11 protein-coding genes are annotated in these 17,683 nt (G+C 62.5%); 9 read left to right on the forward strand and 2 right to left on the reverse strand.

The window, feature by feature from the left end:
- Window positions 1–8 precede the first annotated feature (8 nt).
- The 8 genes from IC234_RS20825 (at window position 9) to IC234_RS20860 (ending at window position 15,349) form a co-directional block, all read left to right on the forward strand.
- Window positions 9–1,343, forward strand: coding sequence for a M43 family zinc metalloprotease (locus IC234_RS20825; protein WP_190928533.1), 1,335 nt, complete (start codon window positions 9–11; stop codon window positions 1,341–1,343).
- Window positions 1,344–1,632: 289 nt separating this feature from the next.
- Window positions 1,633–3,402: a GEVED domain-containing protein gene (locus IC234_RS20830; protein ID WP_190928535.1), complete on the forward strand. Its 1,770-nt coding sequence runs from the start codon at window positions 1,633–1,635 to the stop codon at window positions 3,400–3,402.
- A gap of 461 nt (window positions 3,403–3,863) precedes the next feature.
- A complete protein-coding gene (locus IC234_RS20835; RefSeq protein WP_190928537.1) occupies window positions 3,864–8,066 on the forward strand; it encodes a CARDB domain-containing protein in 4,203 nt (1,400 codons plus the stop codon).
- 81 nt (window positions 8,067–8,147) lie between these two features.
- Entirely contained in the window at window positions 8,148–8,288 is a 141-nt protein-coding gene (locus IC234_RS20840) for a hypothetical protein (protein WP_190928540.1), read from the forward strand.
- Window positions 8,289–8,432: 144 nt separating this feature from the next.
- Window positions 8,433–8,972: an RNA polymerase sigma factor gene (locus tag IC234_RS20845; protein ID WP_190928542.1), complete on the forward strand. Its 540-nt coding sequence runs from the start codon at window positions 8,433–8,435 to the stop codon at window positions 8,970–8,972.
- 124 nt (window positions 8,973–9,096) lie between these two features.
- Entirely contained in the window at window positions 9,097–10,137 is a 1,041-nt protein-coding gene (locus tag IC234_RS20850) for a FecR family protein (RefSeq protein ID WP_190928544.1), read from the forward strand.
- A 182-nt stretch (window positions 10,138–10,319) separates the two neighbouring features.
- Window positions 10,320–13,712, forward strand: coding sequence for a TonB-dependent receptor (locus IC234_RS20855; RefSeq protein ID WP_190928546.1), 3,393 nt, complete (start codon window positions 10,320–10,322; stop codon window positions 13,710–13,712).
- 23 nt (window positions 13,713–13,735) lie between these two features.
- The gene (locus IC234_RS20860; RefSeq protein ID WP_190928548.1) at window positions 13,736–15,349 is read left to right on the forward strand and encodes a RagB/SusD family nutrient uptake outer membrane protein; all 1,614 of its coding nucleotides are present in this window, start codon (window positions 13,736–13,738) and stop codon (window positions 15,347–15,349) included.
- 140 nt (window positions 15,350–15,489) lie between these two features.
- Here IC234_RS20860 and IC234_RS20865 read toward each other — a convergent pair whose 3' ends face one another.
- A complete protein-coding gene (locus IC234_RS20865; RefSeq protein ID WP_190928550.1) occupies window positions 15,490–15,951 on the reverse strand; it encodes a hypothetical protein in 462 nt (153 codons plus the stop codon).
- Between the two features lie 235 nt (window positions 15,952–16,186).
- Window positions 16,187–16,639: a hypothetical protein gene (locus IC234_RS20870; RefSeq protein WP_190928553.1), complete on the reverse strand. Its 453-nt coding sequence runs from the start codon at window positions 16,637–16,639 to the stop codon at window positions 16,187–16,189.
- A 409-nt stretch (window positions 16,640–17,048) separates the two neighbouring features.
- Here IC234_RS20870 and IC234_RS20875 point away from each other — a divergent pair, with 409 nt between their 5' ends.
- Window positions 17,049–17,543, forward strand: a complete 495-nt coding sequence (locus tag IC234_RS20875; RefSeq protein WP_190928555.1) for a SixA phosphatase family protein — start codon at window positions 17,049–17,051, stop codon at window positions 17,541–17,543.
- The last annotated feature ends 140 nt before the right edge of the window (window positions 17,544–17,683 follow it).

Raw genomic sequence — 17,683 nt, forward strand, 5'->3', positions numbered from 1 at the left:
ACAACTACATGAAAAAGGCTTACCTCTCCGCGCTGGCCCTTTTGGGCAGCGCAGGCACTTTGCTGGCGCAGAACGTTGCATCGCGTGCTGCCCAGTCCACCAACGACGACGCCACTCCCGTCGTCCTGCGCCGCTCCTGCGCCGCCCACGACGTGCTGCAGGCCCAACTGGCCGCCGACCCCGCCCTGGCCCGCCGCATGGACGCCATCGAAGCCCAGACGCAGCGCTTCGTGGCCGCGCGGGCTGCGGCCCAGCGCAACGGCGGAGGCGCCACCGGCGGTTCCACCACGGGCACTTCCTCGGTGCTCAGCGGCGCGGTGGTCATTCCGGTGGTGGTGCACGTGCTCTACAACACAGCGGCCGAAAACATCTCCGATGCTCAAGTACAGACGCAGATTGACGTGCTGAACGAAGACTTCCAGAAGCTCAACGCCGACGCCAACAAGACCTATTCGTACTCGAGCCTGGCCGCCGCCACGCCCGTGCGCTTTGTGCTGGCCCCCGGCGGCATCGTGCACAAGTTCACCAAAACCCGCTCCTGGAGCACCAACGATGCGGTGAAGAACTCCAAGCGCGGCGGCGACGACGCCTGGGACGCCACCAAGTACCTCAACCTGTGGGCGTGTAACCTGGGCCAGGGCCTGCTGGGCTACGCCCAGTTCCCCGGCGGCGCCCCCGCCACCGACGGCGTCGTGATTCTGTACTCGGCCTTCGGCAGCCGTGCCAAAATGCCGACCGGCACCACGGGCACCTTCACCACCACCTACGACCTGGGCCGCACCGCCACCCACGAAGTAGGCCACTGGATGAACCTGCGCCACATTTGGGGCGATGACGGCGGCGCCTGTACCGGCGACGACCTTGTGACCGATACCCCCCTCCAAGGCGCCGAGAATTACGGTTGCCCGGCGGCCGGTAAGTCCTCGTGCACCAACGCCGCGACGGGCGGCGACATGTTCATGAACTACATGGACTACACCGACGACCGGTGCATGTTCATGTTCTCGCAGGGCCAGGCCGCTCGCATGACGGCCGTGTTCGATGCCGGTGGGGCCCGTTCCAGCTTTGCCAGGGCTAGCGGCGTGCTGCGGCAGACGGCCGCGGTGGCCCCCACCACGGTATACCCCAATCCGGGCCGCGACGCCGTGAGCCTGACGCTGCCCGCCGGCACCGACGCCGCCCGCTACGCCGTGCGTGTGTACAACATGAGCGGCCACGAAATGACCCAGGCCCGCTACAACGGCCAGGGCACGCTGCAAACCAGCGCCCTCCCCAAGGGCCTTTACTACATCAGCATCAGCGACGGCGTGAACACGTCGCGTCAGCGCTTCGAGAAAGAGTAGATTTCAGCCGCGCCGATAAGCCCAACGCCCTGCCCGAATCGGGCAGGGCGTTGTGGTTTCTGGCCCATAAAAGAGCCGCCCGGTGGGCGGCTCTTTTCTTTTACAGGCTTCCGGAATCGTTTGTTGAATGAACTTTTGGTGAAAATATTAGAAAATGTTCTAATTATTGATTGAATAGTCGAATTAATTGCCAATTTTGGGATAAATGACAGAATTGTGTTGCCATTTTCGCAAAATTATAAATAGATTGCCACCGTAATTTTTACTTCCACAAACCCACATCTTCTACATGAAAAGAAACGTTTACGCAGTTGCCCTTAGCTTTTTGGGCTTGGCAGCGGCCGCTACCCCGGCCTTTGCCCAAACACCTCCTCGCCGCACCTGCGCCACCGACGACGTGCTGCAGGCGCAGCTGGCCGCCGACCCCGGCCTGGCCCAGCGCATGGCCGCCATCAACAACCAGGCGGTGCAGTTTGCGGCCAACAAAGCGGCCGGTGCCCAGCAGCGCACCTCGGCCATCACGGTCACCATTCCGGTGGTGGTGCACGTGCTCTACAGCAGCGCATCGGAAAACATCTCCGATGCCCAGATTCAGTCGCAGATTGACGTGCTGAACGAAGACTACCACAAGCTGAACGCCGACTACACCAAAACCCCCAGCGCCTTTGCCGGCCAGGTGGCCGACGTGGGCATTCAGTTCACGCTGGCCAAGCGCAACCCCAGCGGCCAGGCCACCACGGGCATCGAGCGCAAGAGCAGCACCGTGACAAGCTGGGGCACCGCCGACAAGATTAAGAGCACCACTACCGGCGGCCTCAACGCCTGGCCTTCCGGGCAATACCTGAACCTGTGGGTGGGCACCATCGGGGGCGGCATTCTGGGCTACGCCCAGTTTCCGGGCGGCGCGGCGTCTACCGACGGCGTGGTGATTTCGCCCGTGTATTTTGGCCGCACCGGCACCGTGACCGCGCCCTTCAACCTGGGCCGCACCGCCAGCCACGAAGTGGGCCACTGGCTGAACCTGAACCACATCTGGGGCGACGACAACGGCGCCTGCACCGGCACCGACAACGTGAGCGACACCCCCAACCAGGGCGCCGAAAACTACGGCAAGCCGGTGTTTCCGCACGTGTCGTGCTCGAACGGGCCCAACGGCGACATGTTCATGAACTACATGGACTACGTGGACGACGCGGCCATGTTCATGTTCTCGACGGGCCAGAGCTCCCGCATGAATGCCCTGTTTGCCACCGGCGGCGCCCGCGCCAGCCTGCTCACTTCGCAGGGCGGCGTGGCGCCCGGCGGCACCACCACGCCGCCCACCACCATCACCTACTGCGCCAGCAAGGGCAGCAGCGTGGCCTACGAATACCTCGACCTGGTGCAGCTGGGCAGCATCAGCCGGGCGTCGGGGGCCGATGGGGGCTACTACAACGGCACGGCCCTGAGCACCAGCGTGGCCGCCGGCTCGTCGCAGACCATCAGCTTCTCGGCTGGGTTCGCGACTTCTTCCACCTACACGGAATACGTGAAAGTATACGCCGACTGGAACCAGAACGGCGTGTTCACCGACGCCGGCGAGCTGCTGGTAAACGCCGTCGGCAGTGCCAGCAGCGCCACGCGCACCGGTACCTTCACGGTGCCGGCCACGGCCAAAACCGGCGCCACCCGCCTGCGCGTGGTGCTGAGCGACAATTCGGGCACCACCAGCTGCGGCAGCTACAGCTACGGCGAAACCGAGGACTACACCCTCAACGTGACGGGCGGCACCGCCCGCACCGACGGCAGCACGGCCCGCCAGGCCAGCGGCAGCGGCGCCCCCGACCAGTACACGCTCTACCCGAACCCTGCCACCGACGTGCTGGCCATTGCCCGCCCCCTGAACGCCGACCCGGAGCAGCCGTTTACGGTGCGCGTGTTCGACCTGCGCGGCAGCGAGGTGAAGGGCCTGTCGTTCGACAACGGCCAGCTGAATATTTCGGAACTGCGCGCGGGCATCTACCTGCTCACCGTGAGCGACGGCAGCGGCACCACGCACCAGCGCTTCGTGAAGGAGTAAGCTAGGGGCGCACCTGTTCAGGGTGCACGCGAGGGCCCCGTTTTCCCGCCAAAAAGAAAACCCCGCCTGTATAGTCGGGGCTTTCTTTTTGGCGGTGATGAACAGTGAAACTGCTGATGCAAACGGCCGATGAACTGGCCGATTTATAAAAAAATGTCAAAGCCAAAATTGTGTTGGAATTGAATTTTTGGCAAAAAAATGAATTTGTGCCCGAATGATTTTCGGAAGATGAAGAAAAAGTTGCGAACCTCGCTACTTAAGCCGGCAAGCATATGATTATTAAAATGAGATTAAAATTCGGTTAAATTGAGAGTTTGACAATAAGTGTGTAACTATGGTGGAGGATTTTGAAAAATCCGCAATGCGCTTCCTTTCTGCCGCTTATCCATTCTTCCACCATTCCCTCCCTTCTGATGAGTAGAGCTACTCGACTACAAACTTCAACGCCTAAAGCCAACCGCTTGCTTTTCCGCCTCGGCGGGCTGGCGGCGGGGCTGGTGTTGCTGACCGGTACCAGCGCCATGGCGCAGCTGGCCGGCACCTACACCATCGACAAAACCCAGCCCACGGGCGGCACCAACTTCGCCAGTTTTACGGCGGCGGCTACGGCGCTCAACACGTCGGGCATTTCGGCCAGCGTGCGCTTCAACGTGCTGAACGGGCCGTATAATGAGCAGTTTGCACTGGGCCAGGTGACGGGCGTGAGCGCCACCGATACCATTGTGGTGGACGGCGGCGCCAGCAAGCAAACGCTGAGCTACACCGGCACCAGCGCCCAGCCCGCCGCCGTGCTGCTGAACGGCACCGACTACGTGACCCTTCGAAACCTGACCATTGACGTGGCGACAGGTGCTACCTATGGCATCGGCGTGCACTTGGTGGGCGCGGCCAACAACAACCGTGTGGCCAACTGTGCGGTGATGGGCACCACCGGCGCTACCTCGACCACGGCCAACGCCGCCATTGCGGCCAGCGGCACCGTGACCTCGGCCAGTTCAGCGGGCGACGCCAACAACCTGCGCATCGAGAACAACGTGCTCAGTGGCGGCTACTACTGCCTGATTCTGACCGGCACCAGCACAACGGCCCGAACCACGGGCGTTCGGGTGACGGGCAACGAAATCCGCGACTTTTATGTCTACGGCCTCGACGTGGAGAATTCCAGCGGGCCCCGCGTGCTCAATAACAACGTGCACCGCAGCTCCCGCGCCACCGTGGGGGCCTTCTACGGCGTGTACCTGGTGGGCACCGCCAGCGCGGCCGTGGAGCGCAACCGCATTCACGACCCGTTCACGGGCAATACGGCGGCCACGGGAGCGGCCTACGGCATCTACTTCTCGGGCGATGCGACGGCCGGCGCGGAGAATGACGTGGTGAATAACCTCGTCTACAACTTCAACGGCGCGGGGACTGAATACGGCCTGTACAACACCAGCGCAGACTACGTCCGGTACTATCACAATACAATTTCGCTGGATAACCAAGCAGCCACCGGCGCTACCCAAACCACCTACGGCTTTTACCAGACGACTTTGGCCACGGGGATTGAGCTGCGCAACAACGTAATAAGCGTGACGCGCACCGGCGGCTCGGGCGATAAAACCGCCCTGGCCTTCGTCACCGCCACGTCGACCATTGCCTCGAACTACAACGACCTGTACGTGGGCAGCGGCACCGGCTACGTGACCGGCACCTACGGCACCACCGACTACGCCACTCTAGCCAACTGGCGCACCGCCAACGGCGGCGTCTACGACCAGAACAGCGTGCAGGTAAACCCCGAGTTTGTAAGCCCGACCCTGGTGCCCTCGGCCAGCCCCCTCAACGGCACGGCTACGCCCCTGGCCCGCGTGCCGCGCGATTTTGCCAACGCCCTGCGCAGCACCACGGCCCCCGACATGGGCGCCTACGAATTCACGCCGGCCAGCAACGACGTGGCGGTGGAAAGCATCGACTCGCCCACGGCGCCCGTGGCGCCCGGTGCCCGCACCGTGACGGTGACGCTTCGCAACAACGGCGCCGTGGCCCTGAACTCGGTGCGGCTGGAGTACACGCTGAACGGCGGCACGCCGGTGGCCCAGACCTTTACCTTGGCTGGCGGCGTGGCCCCCGGCACCACCCGCGCCGTGTCGTTCACCACCCCGGCCACCATCGTGACGGGCGCCAACGTGCTGGCCGTGACGGCCAGCCTGCCCAACGGCAGCACCGACGCCAACCCCGGCAACAACACCCAGACCCTGACGCTGTACACGGCCCTGGCCGGCACCTACACCATCAACAAAAGCCAGCCCACGGGCGGTACCAACTTTGCCAGCTTCACGGAGGCGGCCGCGGCGCTCAACTCGGGCGGCATTGCTGCCAGCGTGCGCTTCAACGTGCTGAACGGGCCGTACACGGAGCAGTTTGCGCTGGGCCAGGTAACGGGCGCGACGGCCACGGACACCATCGTGGTGGACGGCGGCACCGCCAAGCAAACCCTGCGCTACACCGGCACCTCGGCCCAACCGGCGGCCGTGCTGCTGAACGGGACGGACTACATCACCCTGCAAAACCTGACCATCGACGCCTCGGCGGGCACCACCTACGGCATTGGCGTGCTGCTGGTGGGGGCGGCCAACAACAACCGCGTGGCCAACTGCATGGTGATGGGCCCGGCCACGGCCACTTCGACCACGGCCGATGCCGCCATTGCGGCCAGCGGCGGCGTGGCGTCCGGCACTTCGGCCGGTGACGCGCGCAACCTGCGCATCGAGAACAACGTGCTCAGCGGCGGCTACTACTGCGTCATTGTCACGGGCACGAGCACCACGAGCCGGACCACCGGCCTGCGCATCACGGGCAACGAAGTGCGGGACTTTTACCTCTACGGCATTGACGTGGAAAACCAGGCCGGGGCGCAGGTGCTGGGCAACGACGTGCACCGCACCACCCGCGTCGACGTCAGCACGTTTTACGGCGTGTACCTGACCGGCTGCGTGAGCACGGCCATTGAGCGCAACCGCATCCACGACCCCTTTACGGGCAGCCCCAGCGACACCGGCACGGGCTACGGCCTGTATTTCACGGCGGCCGATGGCACGGCGGGGACCGAGAACGACGCGGTGAATAACCTCGTGTACAACTTCACCGGCTCGGGCACGCTGTACGGCATCTACAACACGGGCTCCGACTTCGCCCGCTATTATCACAACACGATTTCGCTGGATAATGCCTCGGGCGGCGCCACTCAGACCACCTACGGCTTTTACCAAACCACGCTGGCCACGGGCATCGACTTCCGCAACAACCTGGTGAGCGTGACGCGCACCGGCGGCACGGGCAGCAAGTACGCGCTGTATTTTGCGACGACGACTTCAACCATCGTGTCGAACTACAACGACCTGTACGTGGGCACCGGCGCGCTCTACTTCACGGGCCGCTACGGCACCACCAACTACGTGGCCCTCTCGGACTGGCGCACCGCCAACGGCAACGCCTACGACCAGAACAGCGTGCAGGCCGAGCCCCGCTTTGCCAACCTGGCCCAGGGCAACCTGCAGCCCACCACCGCCCCGCTCAACGGCGCCGGCATTGCGCTGGCCCGCGTGCCGCGCGACTTTGCGGGGGTGCTGCGCTCCACGCCGCCCGACTTGGGCGCCTACGAGTTTGCCCCCGTGACCGACGACGTGGCCCTCGTGAGCATCGACTCGCCCACGGCCGTGGCCGTGCCCGGCGTGAACCCCGTGCGCGTCACCATTCGCAACAACGGCGTGGGCCCGCTCACGTCCGTCACGCTGGCCTATAGCCTCAACGGCGCCGCGCCCGTGTCGCAAACCTTCACGGGCCTTTCGCTGGCCACCGGCGCCAGCCAGCAGCTGAGCTTCACGCAGGGCGCCAACGTGAGCGTGAGCGGCACCAACACCCTGAGCGTGACGGCCAGCCTGCCCAACGGCAACCCCGACGGCAACGCCAGCAACAACACCCAGACACTCACCTTCGACCAGCCCACGCCGCCCAACGACGAGCCCTGCGGTGCGGTACAACTGGCCTTTGGCCTCGCGCCCGTTTTGTCCTCAAATAGCGGCGCGAGTACCAGCACCCAGCCCGGCATTGTGTTGCCGGCCTGCGGCGGCGGCAACCTGCCCCGCGACGTGTGGTTTACCTTCACGGCCAACATTGCCGACATCAGCCTCCTGCTGACCGGAGCGCCCGCGGGCACGGTGCGCGTGTTCACAGCGGCCGATTGTGCAACGGGGCCGTTCGTGCTGGTGACATGCCAAGGTAGTGGGAGTGCAAATACCAGCGTGGGTCAAGTGAATATGTCCGGCCTTGCAGTGGGTCAACGTTATTACGTGGCCGTGAGTGGCTTTGGCGCTTCCGACACGCCCGGCCCATTTACTATCGTTGTGAGGGGACCGTTGGCTGCGCGCAACAGCCTCAGCGCGGCCCTCTCGGTGTACCCCAACCCCAGCGCCACCGGCGAACTCACGCTGCGCCTGGCCACGGGCATGGCCGGCACGGGCACGGTGCAGCTGCTGAATACCCTGGGCCAGGTGGTGAAACACCAGCCCCTGGCCGGCACCGGCGAGCAGTCGGTGTCGACCCGCGGCTTGGCGGCGGGCCTCTACACGCTGCGCGTGCAGGCCGGCCCCGACGTGCTGACCCGCAAAGTGGTGCTGCAATAAGCGTTTGCCTGCACTGTCTCCGAGCTATTCTTTCAACCTGAAAAAAGCCCCGGCCGTCTGGTCGGGGCTTTTTTTTGTGGGGTGCCGGGCCTGAAGGCGCTGTACCAGGACGGCGCCCATCCGGCGCTGGGCAAGGTGGCGGGCTACACCCGCACCGGCCTCGACGCGTTGCGCGGCCCGATGCAGTTTGTCATCGCAACAGCACGTTCAACAGCCAAGTGAAGGGACTGGCTGAATGGCGGAACTTATCTGACATCCAGCTGTATATTGGCTATTACTCCGAGTGTCTGTTAAAATTTGATTTGTGTGAAGTCTGCCGCGCTACCCAATTATGCCTCCTGGCCAGATGCTGCTTTACTTGAGGCAATGCAGGAGAGCGACGAACGGGCTTTCGCAGAGATATACACGCGGTACAGCTACCAGCTTTTTACCGTGGCGTACGGGAAGTTGAAAAGCAAAGAGGCCGCCGAAGAGTTGGCTCAGGACTTGTTCGAAAACCTGTGGGAGAAACGCCGCAGCGCCCAAATCCAGCAGTTGAAGCCCTATTTGTTTTCGGCCATCCGCTACCGCGTCATCAACTACATCAAATCCGAGAAAGTCCGGACGGGCTACGAGCTGTTCTGCCGCCTCACCCTCACCGACGCCGACACGGGCACGGAGGCCACGGTGGCGCTCAACGACCTGAACGAGGCGCTGGCCGCGGGCATGCAGCACCTCTCCGAAAAGACCCAGGAGGTCTTTCGGTTGAGCCGACTGGAGCAGTGTACCATTCCCGAGATTTCGGTGCGTGTGAACCTGTCGGAAAAAACAGTGGAGTATCACCTTCGGAAGTCGCTCAAGCTCATGCGCTCCTACCTGCGCAATTTCCTGTTAACGGTGTGGCCGTTGTTATTCTTTGTGAGGTAAGTTTATAACATTCAATATGTTGTTGTGGGTACTGATGTGCGGGGAAAAATAAATGGGGGTTGGTTGAGGGTAAATGGCGACTTGGTTGACTTCCTAATCAGCAGCCAGCCCAACTCTCCCAGCCGTGACGGAATCCGAATTTCACAAGCTACTTGAACGCTACCTCAACGGCTCATGCACGCCCGAAGAGCAAGCCGTGGTCGAACGCTGGTACAACCGGCTGGAACAAGCGGAAGGCCCTGCCCTGCGCACCCAAAACCAGGAAGAAATAGAGCAAGCCATCTGGGCGCGGCTCATGAGCAAGCGTGCTGCCAAACCGGAGCCTCGGGTGGTAGCCATGTGGTCGTCGGCGCCGCTGCGGTGGGCAGCGGTGCTGGCGCTACTTGCGTTTGGTATTGGCTGGCTGGTGTTTTCCACCAGCCGTTTTGCCAAGCTTTCCCAGCAGAATACGGTGGCCACAACGAATGGCAAGTGGACGCGGCGCAGCAACCAGACCCAACAAGTGCAGGCTTTCCAACTGCCTGACAGCAGCCGCATCAGCCTGCACCCGGGCAGTAGCGTGCGCTACACCACGGCCTTTGCGGGCCCCCGGCGGGAAGTACACCTGGTGGGCGAGGCCTTCTTTCAGGTAACCAAGAACCCCCGTCGTCCTTTCTTGGTGTTCACCAAGGAAGTCGTCACCACCGTGCTCGGCACCAGCTTCCGGGTGAAAGCCTACGCCGACGGGAAAGAAGCGTCGGTGGCGGTGCGCGAAGGCAAAGTGTCGGTGCAGGCCCGCGAGGGCGCGCAACTCGATGCCTCGCCGGCCCACCCGGCGGCAGCGGGAGTGGTGCTGCTGCCCAACCAGCAGGTGGTGTACTCGGCCAGCCAGCGGCGCCTGAAAAAGGAGCTGGTGGACCGGCCGGTGGTGCTGGCGCCGCAGCCCTTCGAGTTTGAAGAGCGCCCCGTGGTTGAAGTGCTGGCCGCGCTGGAAAAGGCCTACGGCGTGGACATCGTGTACGACAAGGCCACGCTAGCCAACTGCACGGTGAGCATCACTTTCTACGACGAGCCCCTGTTCGAAAAGCTGGGCTTGCTCTGTAAATCCTTGGGGGCCTACTACACCCTTGCCGATGCCAGCATCCTCATTCACAGCCCTGGCTGCCAGGGCCAGCTAGGCAAATAGGGCAGGCCGTTTGATTCTGCCCGAGCCCCGTGGGGCGGCGGCAGGGGCCGACCCCAACAACCCTTTCACAATCGATTGCGGAACTACTAGCCGCGTCTTTTTCCAGTTTCAAATTCCCACAAACTACCCCACATCAATCCATGAAAAAAACAGTACAGTTTCCGCCGCCTTCCTGGTCTGCCGTGAAGGTTCTCTTGCTGCAGGCAGCCCTGGTGAGCCTGCCGGCCGCGGCGAGCGCACATGTAGGTGCGAAGCCCGCCGCTCCTTCGCGCCTGGCCGTGGCACAAGGCGTGCTCGAGCAAAAAATCACTTTACGGGTCGAAGCACAAACGATTAAGGAAACGTTGAGCCAGATTGCGAAGCAGGCCAACATCCGGTTCGTTTACAGCCAGCAGCTCGTGGGCGCCGAGCGCCGGGTGAGCATCAATGCGCAGGATGCGCCCTTGCTGGCCGTGCTGGATGAGTTGCTGGCTCCGCTCAAGGTTCAGTACGAAGTGGACAATAAGCGCGTGGTGCTGCGCGCGCCTTCCGAGGCCGTTCCCGCAATCGATTCCGGTAGGCAGGACGTCACCGTGTCCGGGCGGGTGACGGACGCCAAAGGGGAGGGCATGCCGGGCGTGACCGTGGTGGTGAAAGGCACTTCCACCGGTGCCAGCACCGGTCCGGATGGCAGCTTCACGGTGCAGGCCCCTGAAAACAGCGTGCTGGTGTTCAGTTTTGTGGGTTTCGCCCGGCAGGAGGTGACCGTGACCGGGGCCACCGGCAACTTGACGGTGACGCTTGTGGAAGACAAGCAGGCCCTGAACGAGGTGGTAGTCATCGGCTACGGCACGGCGCGCAAGAGCGACCTCACCGGGGCCGTGGCCTCGGTAACGAGCGCGCAATTGACGCAGGTGGCCACCTCGGACGCCGTGCAGGCACTGCAAGGCCGCGCGGCCGGCGTGGAGGTGACCTCCAACAGCGGCCAGCCCGGCTCGGGCACCCGCATTCGGGTGCGGGGCGTGGGCACCATCAACAACAGCGACCCGCTGTATGTGGTAGACGGCATCCAGACCAGCGACATCGGCTTCTTGCTGCCCGCCGACATCGAGTCGACCGAGATTCTGAAGGATGCCTCGGCCACGGCCATCTACGGCTCGCGCGGGGCCAACGGCGTGGTGCTCATCACCACCAAACACGGCAAGGCGGGCGCCACGCAGTTCAACCTTTCCGGCTACACCGGCTTCCAGCAGATTCGGCGCACGCTGCCTCTCGCCAGCGCCGCCCAGTACGCCACGCTCGTGAAGGAGGCCTACACCAACGCCGGGCAACCACTGCCCGCCGACTATGGCGCGCAGCTGCAAAACGCCATTGACACCAACGCTCAGGGAATTGATTACCAGGACTTGGTGACTCAGAAGGGACTGATTACCAATTATAGCCTGTCGGCTTCGGGCGGCACCGAGCAAAACCGCTACTTGGTGAGCGGCAGCTATTTTCAACAAGACGGCATCGTCAAGAATTCGGGCTTCAAGAAGTACGTCGTTCGGGTGAACGACGACGTGGTGCTCACCAAGCGCATCAAGGCGGGCGTGGCGGCTACGTTCACCAACAACAACCAAACGGGCAGCGGCGACGGCCAGGGGGGCTCGCAGCCCTACCTGGTGCTGCAATACGCCCTGCAAAAGAACCCGCTCCTCGACCCCTACGGCCCCAACGGAACCTACAACGACGACATTATCACGCGCAATGCGCCGAACGTGCCGCGCTACCTCGATGAACAGAAGTACAACAAGATTATCAACAACAACTTGTTCAGCAGCAGCTACCTGGATATTTCGTTGGTTAAGGGCCTGACCTTCCGGTCCACGTTTGGCGTCAACTACTTCAACAACCACCCCAAAGTTTTCCTGCCGCAGTACTACATCGGGCCGACGGACCAGCGCGCCCAGAGTGCGCTCATCGAGACGCGCACCGAGAACGTCTCGTGGGTGTGGTCGAACTACGCCAACTACACCAAAACCTTCGACAACAACACGTCCTTCTCGGCTACGCTGGGCCAGGAGGCCCAGCGCGGCTACGGCAACGGCATTTCCAGCACGGCCTTCGACGTACCCGCCGATGCCTCGCTGCAGTACCTATCGGCTTCGCGCAGCACCAACAACGTGGTGCGGAGCAGCCAGTATGACGGTAGCTTGTCTTCTTATTTTGGGCGGGCCAACTTCAATTTCCGGGACCGCTACCTCGTAACGGGCACGTTGCGACTGGACCAGACCTCCAAGTTTCTGGGGCCCGTGCGCAAGGGGTACTTCCCGTCGGTGGGCGCGGCCTGGAACATCTCCAACGAGAACTTTCTCAAGGGCGTGAGCTACTTGTCGGTGCTGAAACTGCGAGCCAGCTACGGCCAGGTGGGCAACCAGAACGCTGCGCCGAACTACGGCTACGCCTCCGTGGCCAATGGAAACCAGACCTACGTGTTCAACAACACGCCCGCCCCTGGCCTGGCCATCACCCAGATTAACAACCCGGGCCTGAAGTGGGAAACGGCCGTCACCACCGACGTGGGCATCGATGCTGAATTCTTTAACAATCAACTGGTCTTTACGGCCGACTATTTCGAGCGGCGTACCCAGGACATGATTGCCCTGCTGCCCGTGCCCGACTACGTGGGGCAAGCGCCCGCCAGCGCCAACGTGGGCTCGCTGCGCAACCGCGGCCTGGAACTGGCCCTGAACTACCGCAATGCGGTGGGCAAACTCCAGTACAACGTGGGCGTCAACTTCACGAAAATCAACAACGAAGTAACTAGCCTGGGGGGCGGCAACCCCATTGCCGCCGGCAACGTGCTCACGCAAATCAACAACACCACCCTCACCGATGTGGGCCGCGAGGTGGCGTACTTCAACGGCTTGCAGGCCGAGGGCGTGTTCCACAATCAAGGCGAGATTGATGCCTACAAAAGCGCTTCCGGGGCGCTGATACAGCCCAATGCCCGCCCCGGCGACGTGAAGTACACGGACACCAACGGCGACGGTGTAATCACGACCGCTGACTACACGTACCTGGGCAGTGCTACGCCCAGCTTTAGCTACGGGGCCTCGCTGAACCTGAGCTACGTAGGCTTCGATTTCAAGGTGTTGCTCTACGGCGTGCAAGGTGCGGAGGCGGTGAACGGCGCAGGTTTTAACCTGAACAAGTCTTCCAACCTAGTGGGCGTGTGGAGCAACTTCTACGCGAGCCGCCTGGACCGCTGGACGCCCAGCAACCCCAACAGCAACCAGCCCCGCGTGACGGCGACTGACAACAACGGCAACGACCGTTTCAGCAGCCGCTACGTGGAGGACGCCAGCTACCTGCGCGCCCGCAACATGGAGCTGGGCTACTCGCTGCCCAAGGGCTTTCTGGACCGTTACCAAGTGGGGGGCGCGCGCGTGTTTGTGTCAGTCGATAACCTGTTCACCATCACCAAGTACACGGGCTACGACCCGGAAATTTCAACGGTTGCTTCCTACAACAACCCCCTGGCCTACGGCGTGGACTACGGCAACTATCCGCAGGCGCGCACCTATCGCGTAGGCTTCAACGTGCAGTTCTAACCCGCTATTTCCCAATCTTTCATATGAAACCCACCCGCGCCGCCGTGTTGCTCGGCCTGCTGCTTACAACCACCCTGGCCCCAGGGTGCAAAGACTTTCTGGAAAAAGAGCCCCTGGGCACCACCACCCAGGACAACCTGTTCCGGGACCCTGTCAACTCCATTCAGGCCATCAACGCCGTGTACGACGTGACCGCCTGGGACCAGGGCCCTAAATGGGGCGACCCCAACGGCCAGTACGTGGCCCAAACCTACGAATGGATGTTCGGGGATTTGATGACCGATGATGCTGAAAAAGGAGGCGGTGGCCCCAGCGACTTTCAATCCCTGATTGAGCTCAAAAACTGGACCATCCCCCCTTCCAGCCCGCCCGTTACCACGCTGTGGGTGCACAGCTTCACGGGCATCGCCCGGGCCAATACGGTGATTAACAACATCGACGCCGGCACCATCGATGCGGGCCTGAAAATGCGCCTGAAGGGCGAGGCGCTGTTTTTGCGGGCCTATTTCTACTTCAATTTGGTGAAGAGTTTCGGCGGGGTGCCCTTGTTTGAAAAGAGCGTGACCCCCACCGAGGCGCCCAACGTGTCGCGCGCCACCATCGCCCAGACCTATGCCTTCATCGAAAAAGACCTGAAGGCGGCGGCCACCATGCTGCCCGAAAAGAACACCTACTCCGCCGCTGACGCGGGCCGCGCCACCAAGGGCGCGGCCAACGGCTACCTGGCCCGCGCCATCATGTACCAGCTGGGCACCGTGAACGGCAACAACCACACCTGGCAGGAAGTCTACGACCTCACGAGCACCATCATCGCCTCCAACCAGTACAGCCTGCTGGCCAACTATGCCGCCATCCATCAGGACATCGGCGAAAACAGCAGCGAGTCGTTGTTCGAGATTCAGTTCGGCACGGACAACAACACCTATGGCCCCATCTCGATAGGCACAACCAACAACATTTTCCAGAACAACCGCGGGACGTTTGGCTACGGCTTTAACAACCCGACCCAGAATCTGGTCGATGAGTTTGAGGCCAACGACCCTCGCCGCGAAGTCACGATTATCAAGAACAACGACATCGTGCTGGGCATCCTCAACCCCGTCAACCTCTCGGAGAATGCCACGGGCTACTTCAGCCGCAAGGTTGCCATCATTCGTCCGCCCGCCCCGGAGGCTGGCCCCCAAAACATCCGCAAGCTGCGCTACGCCGATATCCTGCTGATGAAAGCCGAAGCCGCTGCCCAAACCGGCAAGTCGGCGGAGGCCATCGCCTTGGTCAACCAGGTGCGGCAGCGCGCCCGCTTGTCGACGCGCCCGCCGGGCACTACGCTGGGCACGCTGACCTACGCCCCGGCCAACACGCCGGCCGGCACGTTGCCGGACCTGGCGGCCGGGTTGTCGGGCCAACCCTTGCTGAATGCCATCTGGCACGAGCGCCGGGTAGAATTTGCCGAGGAGTCGCTTCGGCTGTGGGACCTCATCCGCACGGGCCGTTACCTGGCTACCCTGCCCGCCGACGTGCGGGCCCGGGCCCAGTCGCACGTGGCCACCGAGCCGTCGGTTAATCCGTTCCCACTGCTCCCCATTTCCCTGAACGACGCGCAAACCTGGAAGCTGCCGCAAAACCCCGGTTATTGATTCGTAGCCGCTTCGCAAAAGCCGGCTCGCTACCTTGAGAAGTAGCGAGCCGGCTTTTTAGTATACAATTCGGAATGAGGTGCTCGTACGGTCGGTGCAACAGTACGCGGACCTATGAAGTCGTCGGCTAACTGGGCTGCTTAGCGCCTGGTGTAATGCATTTCGTAGTCCGTGTGGCTGTTTTGAAAGCTGCCCGGCACCACCGTGAAAGTTGTGAGTTCCGTGGCCGTGAGTTGCCGAATGAGGTAAGGAGTAGGAAGATTATGGTCGAAGGTGAGGGTATTGCCTGACCGCGTGTATGGGGCCGGGCCGGTCAGAGCCGTTCCCGTGCCCATGAACAACTGCATGGTTGTGCCGGTGAACGTGGTGTAGCGCGCGGCCGTCGTATTGCCTTGCGGCAGGGCGTAGGCCTGTTGGTCGATTTGCACGCCGGAATCGTTGTAGGTGGTGGTCACGCCGCGGGTGTGATTCCAACTGCCTTCGAGCGCGCCCATCGCCGGGGGCGGGGCGTCGGCCTGTTTGGCGCAGCCCAGGCTGCTGAGCAGAAGCCCCGTGGCGAGGCGTGTGGCAAGGCGTGTGGCAAGGCGTTTATCGGGAAACACGGGCAGCAAAAGAAGTCGGGTGAAGGGATGTGCATTGCAGGGAAGGCCTACTCGTGCGTGCACCATGCACCGGTAATGCCCCGCTCGTTGGAGCGGGCCCCACGGCAGAAATATACGGCCTTCTTCTGTCCGTCAGTACCAGCGCGCCTCAGGGTGTATGCATGCCGCTCCTTTTGCCAATAGGACCCTTTTCCTGAACTAGCTTCTTGCTCTGATGCCGAACCAGGCGGCTACCTCACCAAGTGGTTGCCGTTGCGACACGCTGGCGAAACGCCGCCAACGCGTGCGGGTCCATGTATGGGTTTGTCAGGGCCGATTCTAAGTCGTAATTCACCGAGTTGTCGTCGTTTACGACCAGGTACCGAAAGCCTGAGAAGCGGTAACGAAGCCCCTGGGGCGCCGGGGTTACCTGCACGTCCGCCGTCAGGTGAAACACGCGTTCCCGCCCGCGGTACGAGAAATGCAGCTGGGGCGGCACCCCGGCGTAGCGGAAGGCGTAGTGGCCGGCCCGGCGCAAGCTGTCGAGTTCGGCTGGGGCCTCGTCGGTGAGCTTCGCCCGGTACCAGCGCCACACCAAGTCCTGCCGCACCAGCGTGTCGGCGGCCGGCCACGGCAACACCCCGCTCACTTCCACCTGGCCCGCGCGGTTGCGCGGCCACGGCAACGGGGCGCGCTCCCACAGAGGCAAGAGCCAGAAACAGGAGACCAGCCACACGTTCATGAACGAAACATACGCTCCTTTCGGCAAACCACTAGCAGCAGCCCGCTACCAAGTTCCTGCAAGCTGCTGCGGCACTTGGAGAGTCTAAGAAACCCGTCTACTAATCAACGCTTACGAAACGTGCCAAGCAGATGAGTTTCGTGCACTCCATCCCATCCTACAACCGCCTTTTGCGGGTTGGGATAAACGCGTAGAAAGAGTGTTGGCCCGTGCTGCCGCCAGATTCTCCCGCCTCGGCTACCATTCCGGCCGCTAGGGTAGCCGCAGTACCTGGCCGTTGAAGCGGCGCACGCCGTGGCCGCTTGCTTTTTCCTTCCCGCCCGCATAACCTTTTCCTAACGCCTGAGGTAAGCCAAACGCCCCTAGCTTCGCTTTCATGAAAACCCTGTACCTCCTTCGCCACGCCAAATCCAGCTGGAGCTTCGACGAGCTCAGCGACCAGGAACGCCCCCTCAACGACCGGGGCCGCGACGATGCGCCTCTCATGGGCAAGGCCCTGGCCAAGCGCCGCATCTGCCCCGATTTGGTGGTGAGCTCGCCGGCTGTGCGCGCCATGAGCACGGCCGTGCTGGTGGCGCGCGAAATGCAGTACCCCCACGACAAGATTGTGGTCGACGCCGGCATCTACAACACCGACGTGGACGGCCTGCTCGGCGTCATTCACCATCTGCCCGACACGGCTGCTTCGGTGCTGCTGGTGGGCCACAACCCCACCATCACCGAAACGGCCAACGAGCTGTCGCCGTCGTCGCTGAACGAGATGCCCACCGCCGCCGTGGTGTGCCTGCGCTTCGACACCGACCGCTGGGAAGAGGTGGCCAAGGCCAACGCGGAGTTCTACTTCTACGACTACCCGCGCAACGCGGAATAGCGGGTAGTAAGGGGGATTAACAAAAAAAAAGACGTCATGCTGCGCGCAGCCGAAGCATCTCTACCGTAGAAGTAATTATTTGCTTGTGCAGTAGAGCTGCTTCGGCTGCGCGTACGCTAGATAAGCATGACGTTCTGTTC

Origin of the sequence: Hymenobacter armeniacus (assembly GCF_014699055.1) — a bacterium.
In the GTDB taxonomy this organism is placed as follows: Bacteria; Bacteroidota; Bacteroidia; order Cytophagales; family Hymenobacteraceae; genus Hymenobacter; species Hymenobacter armeniacus.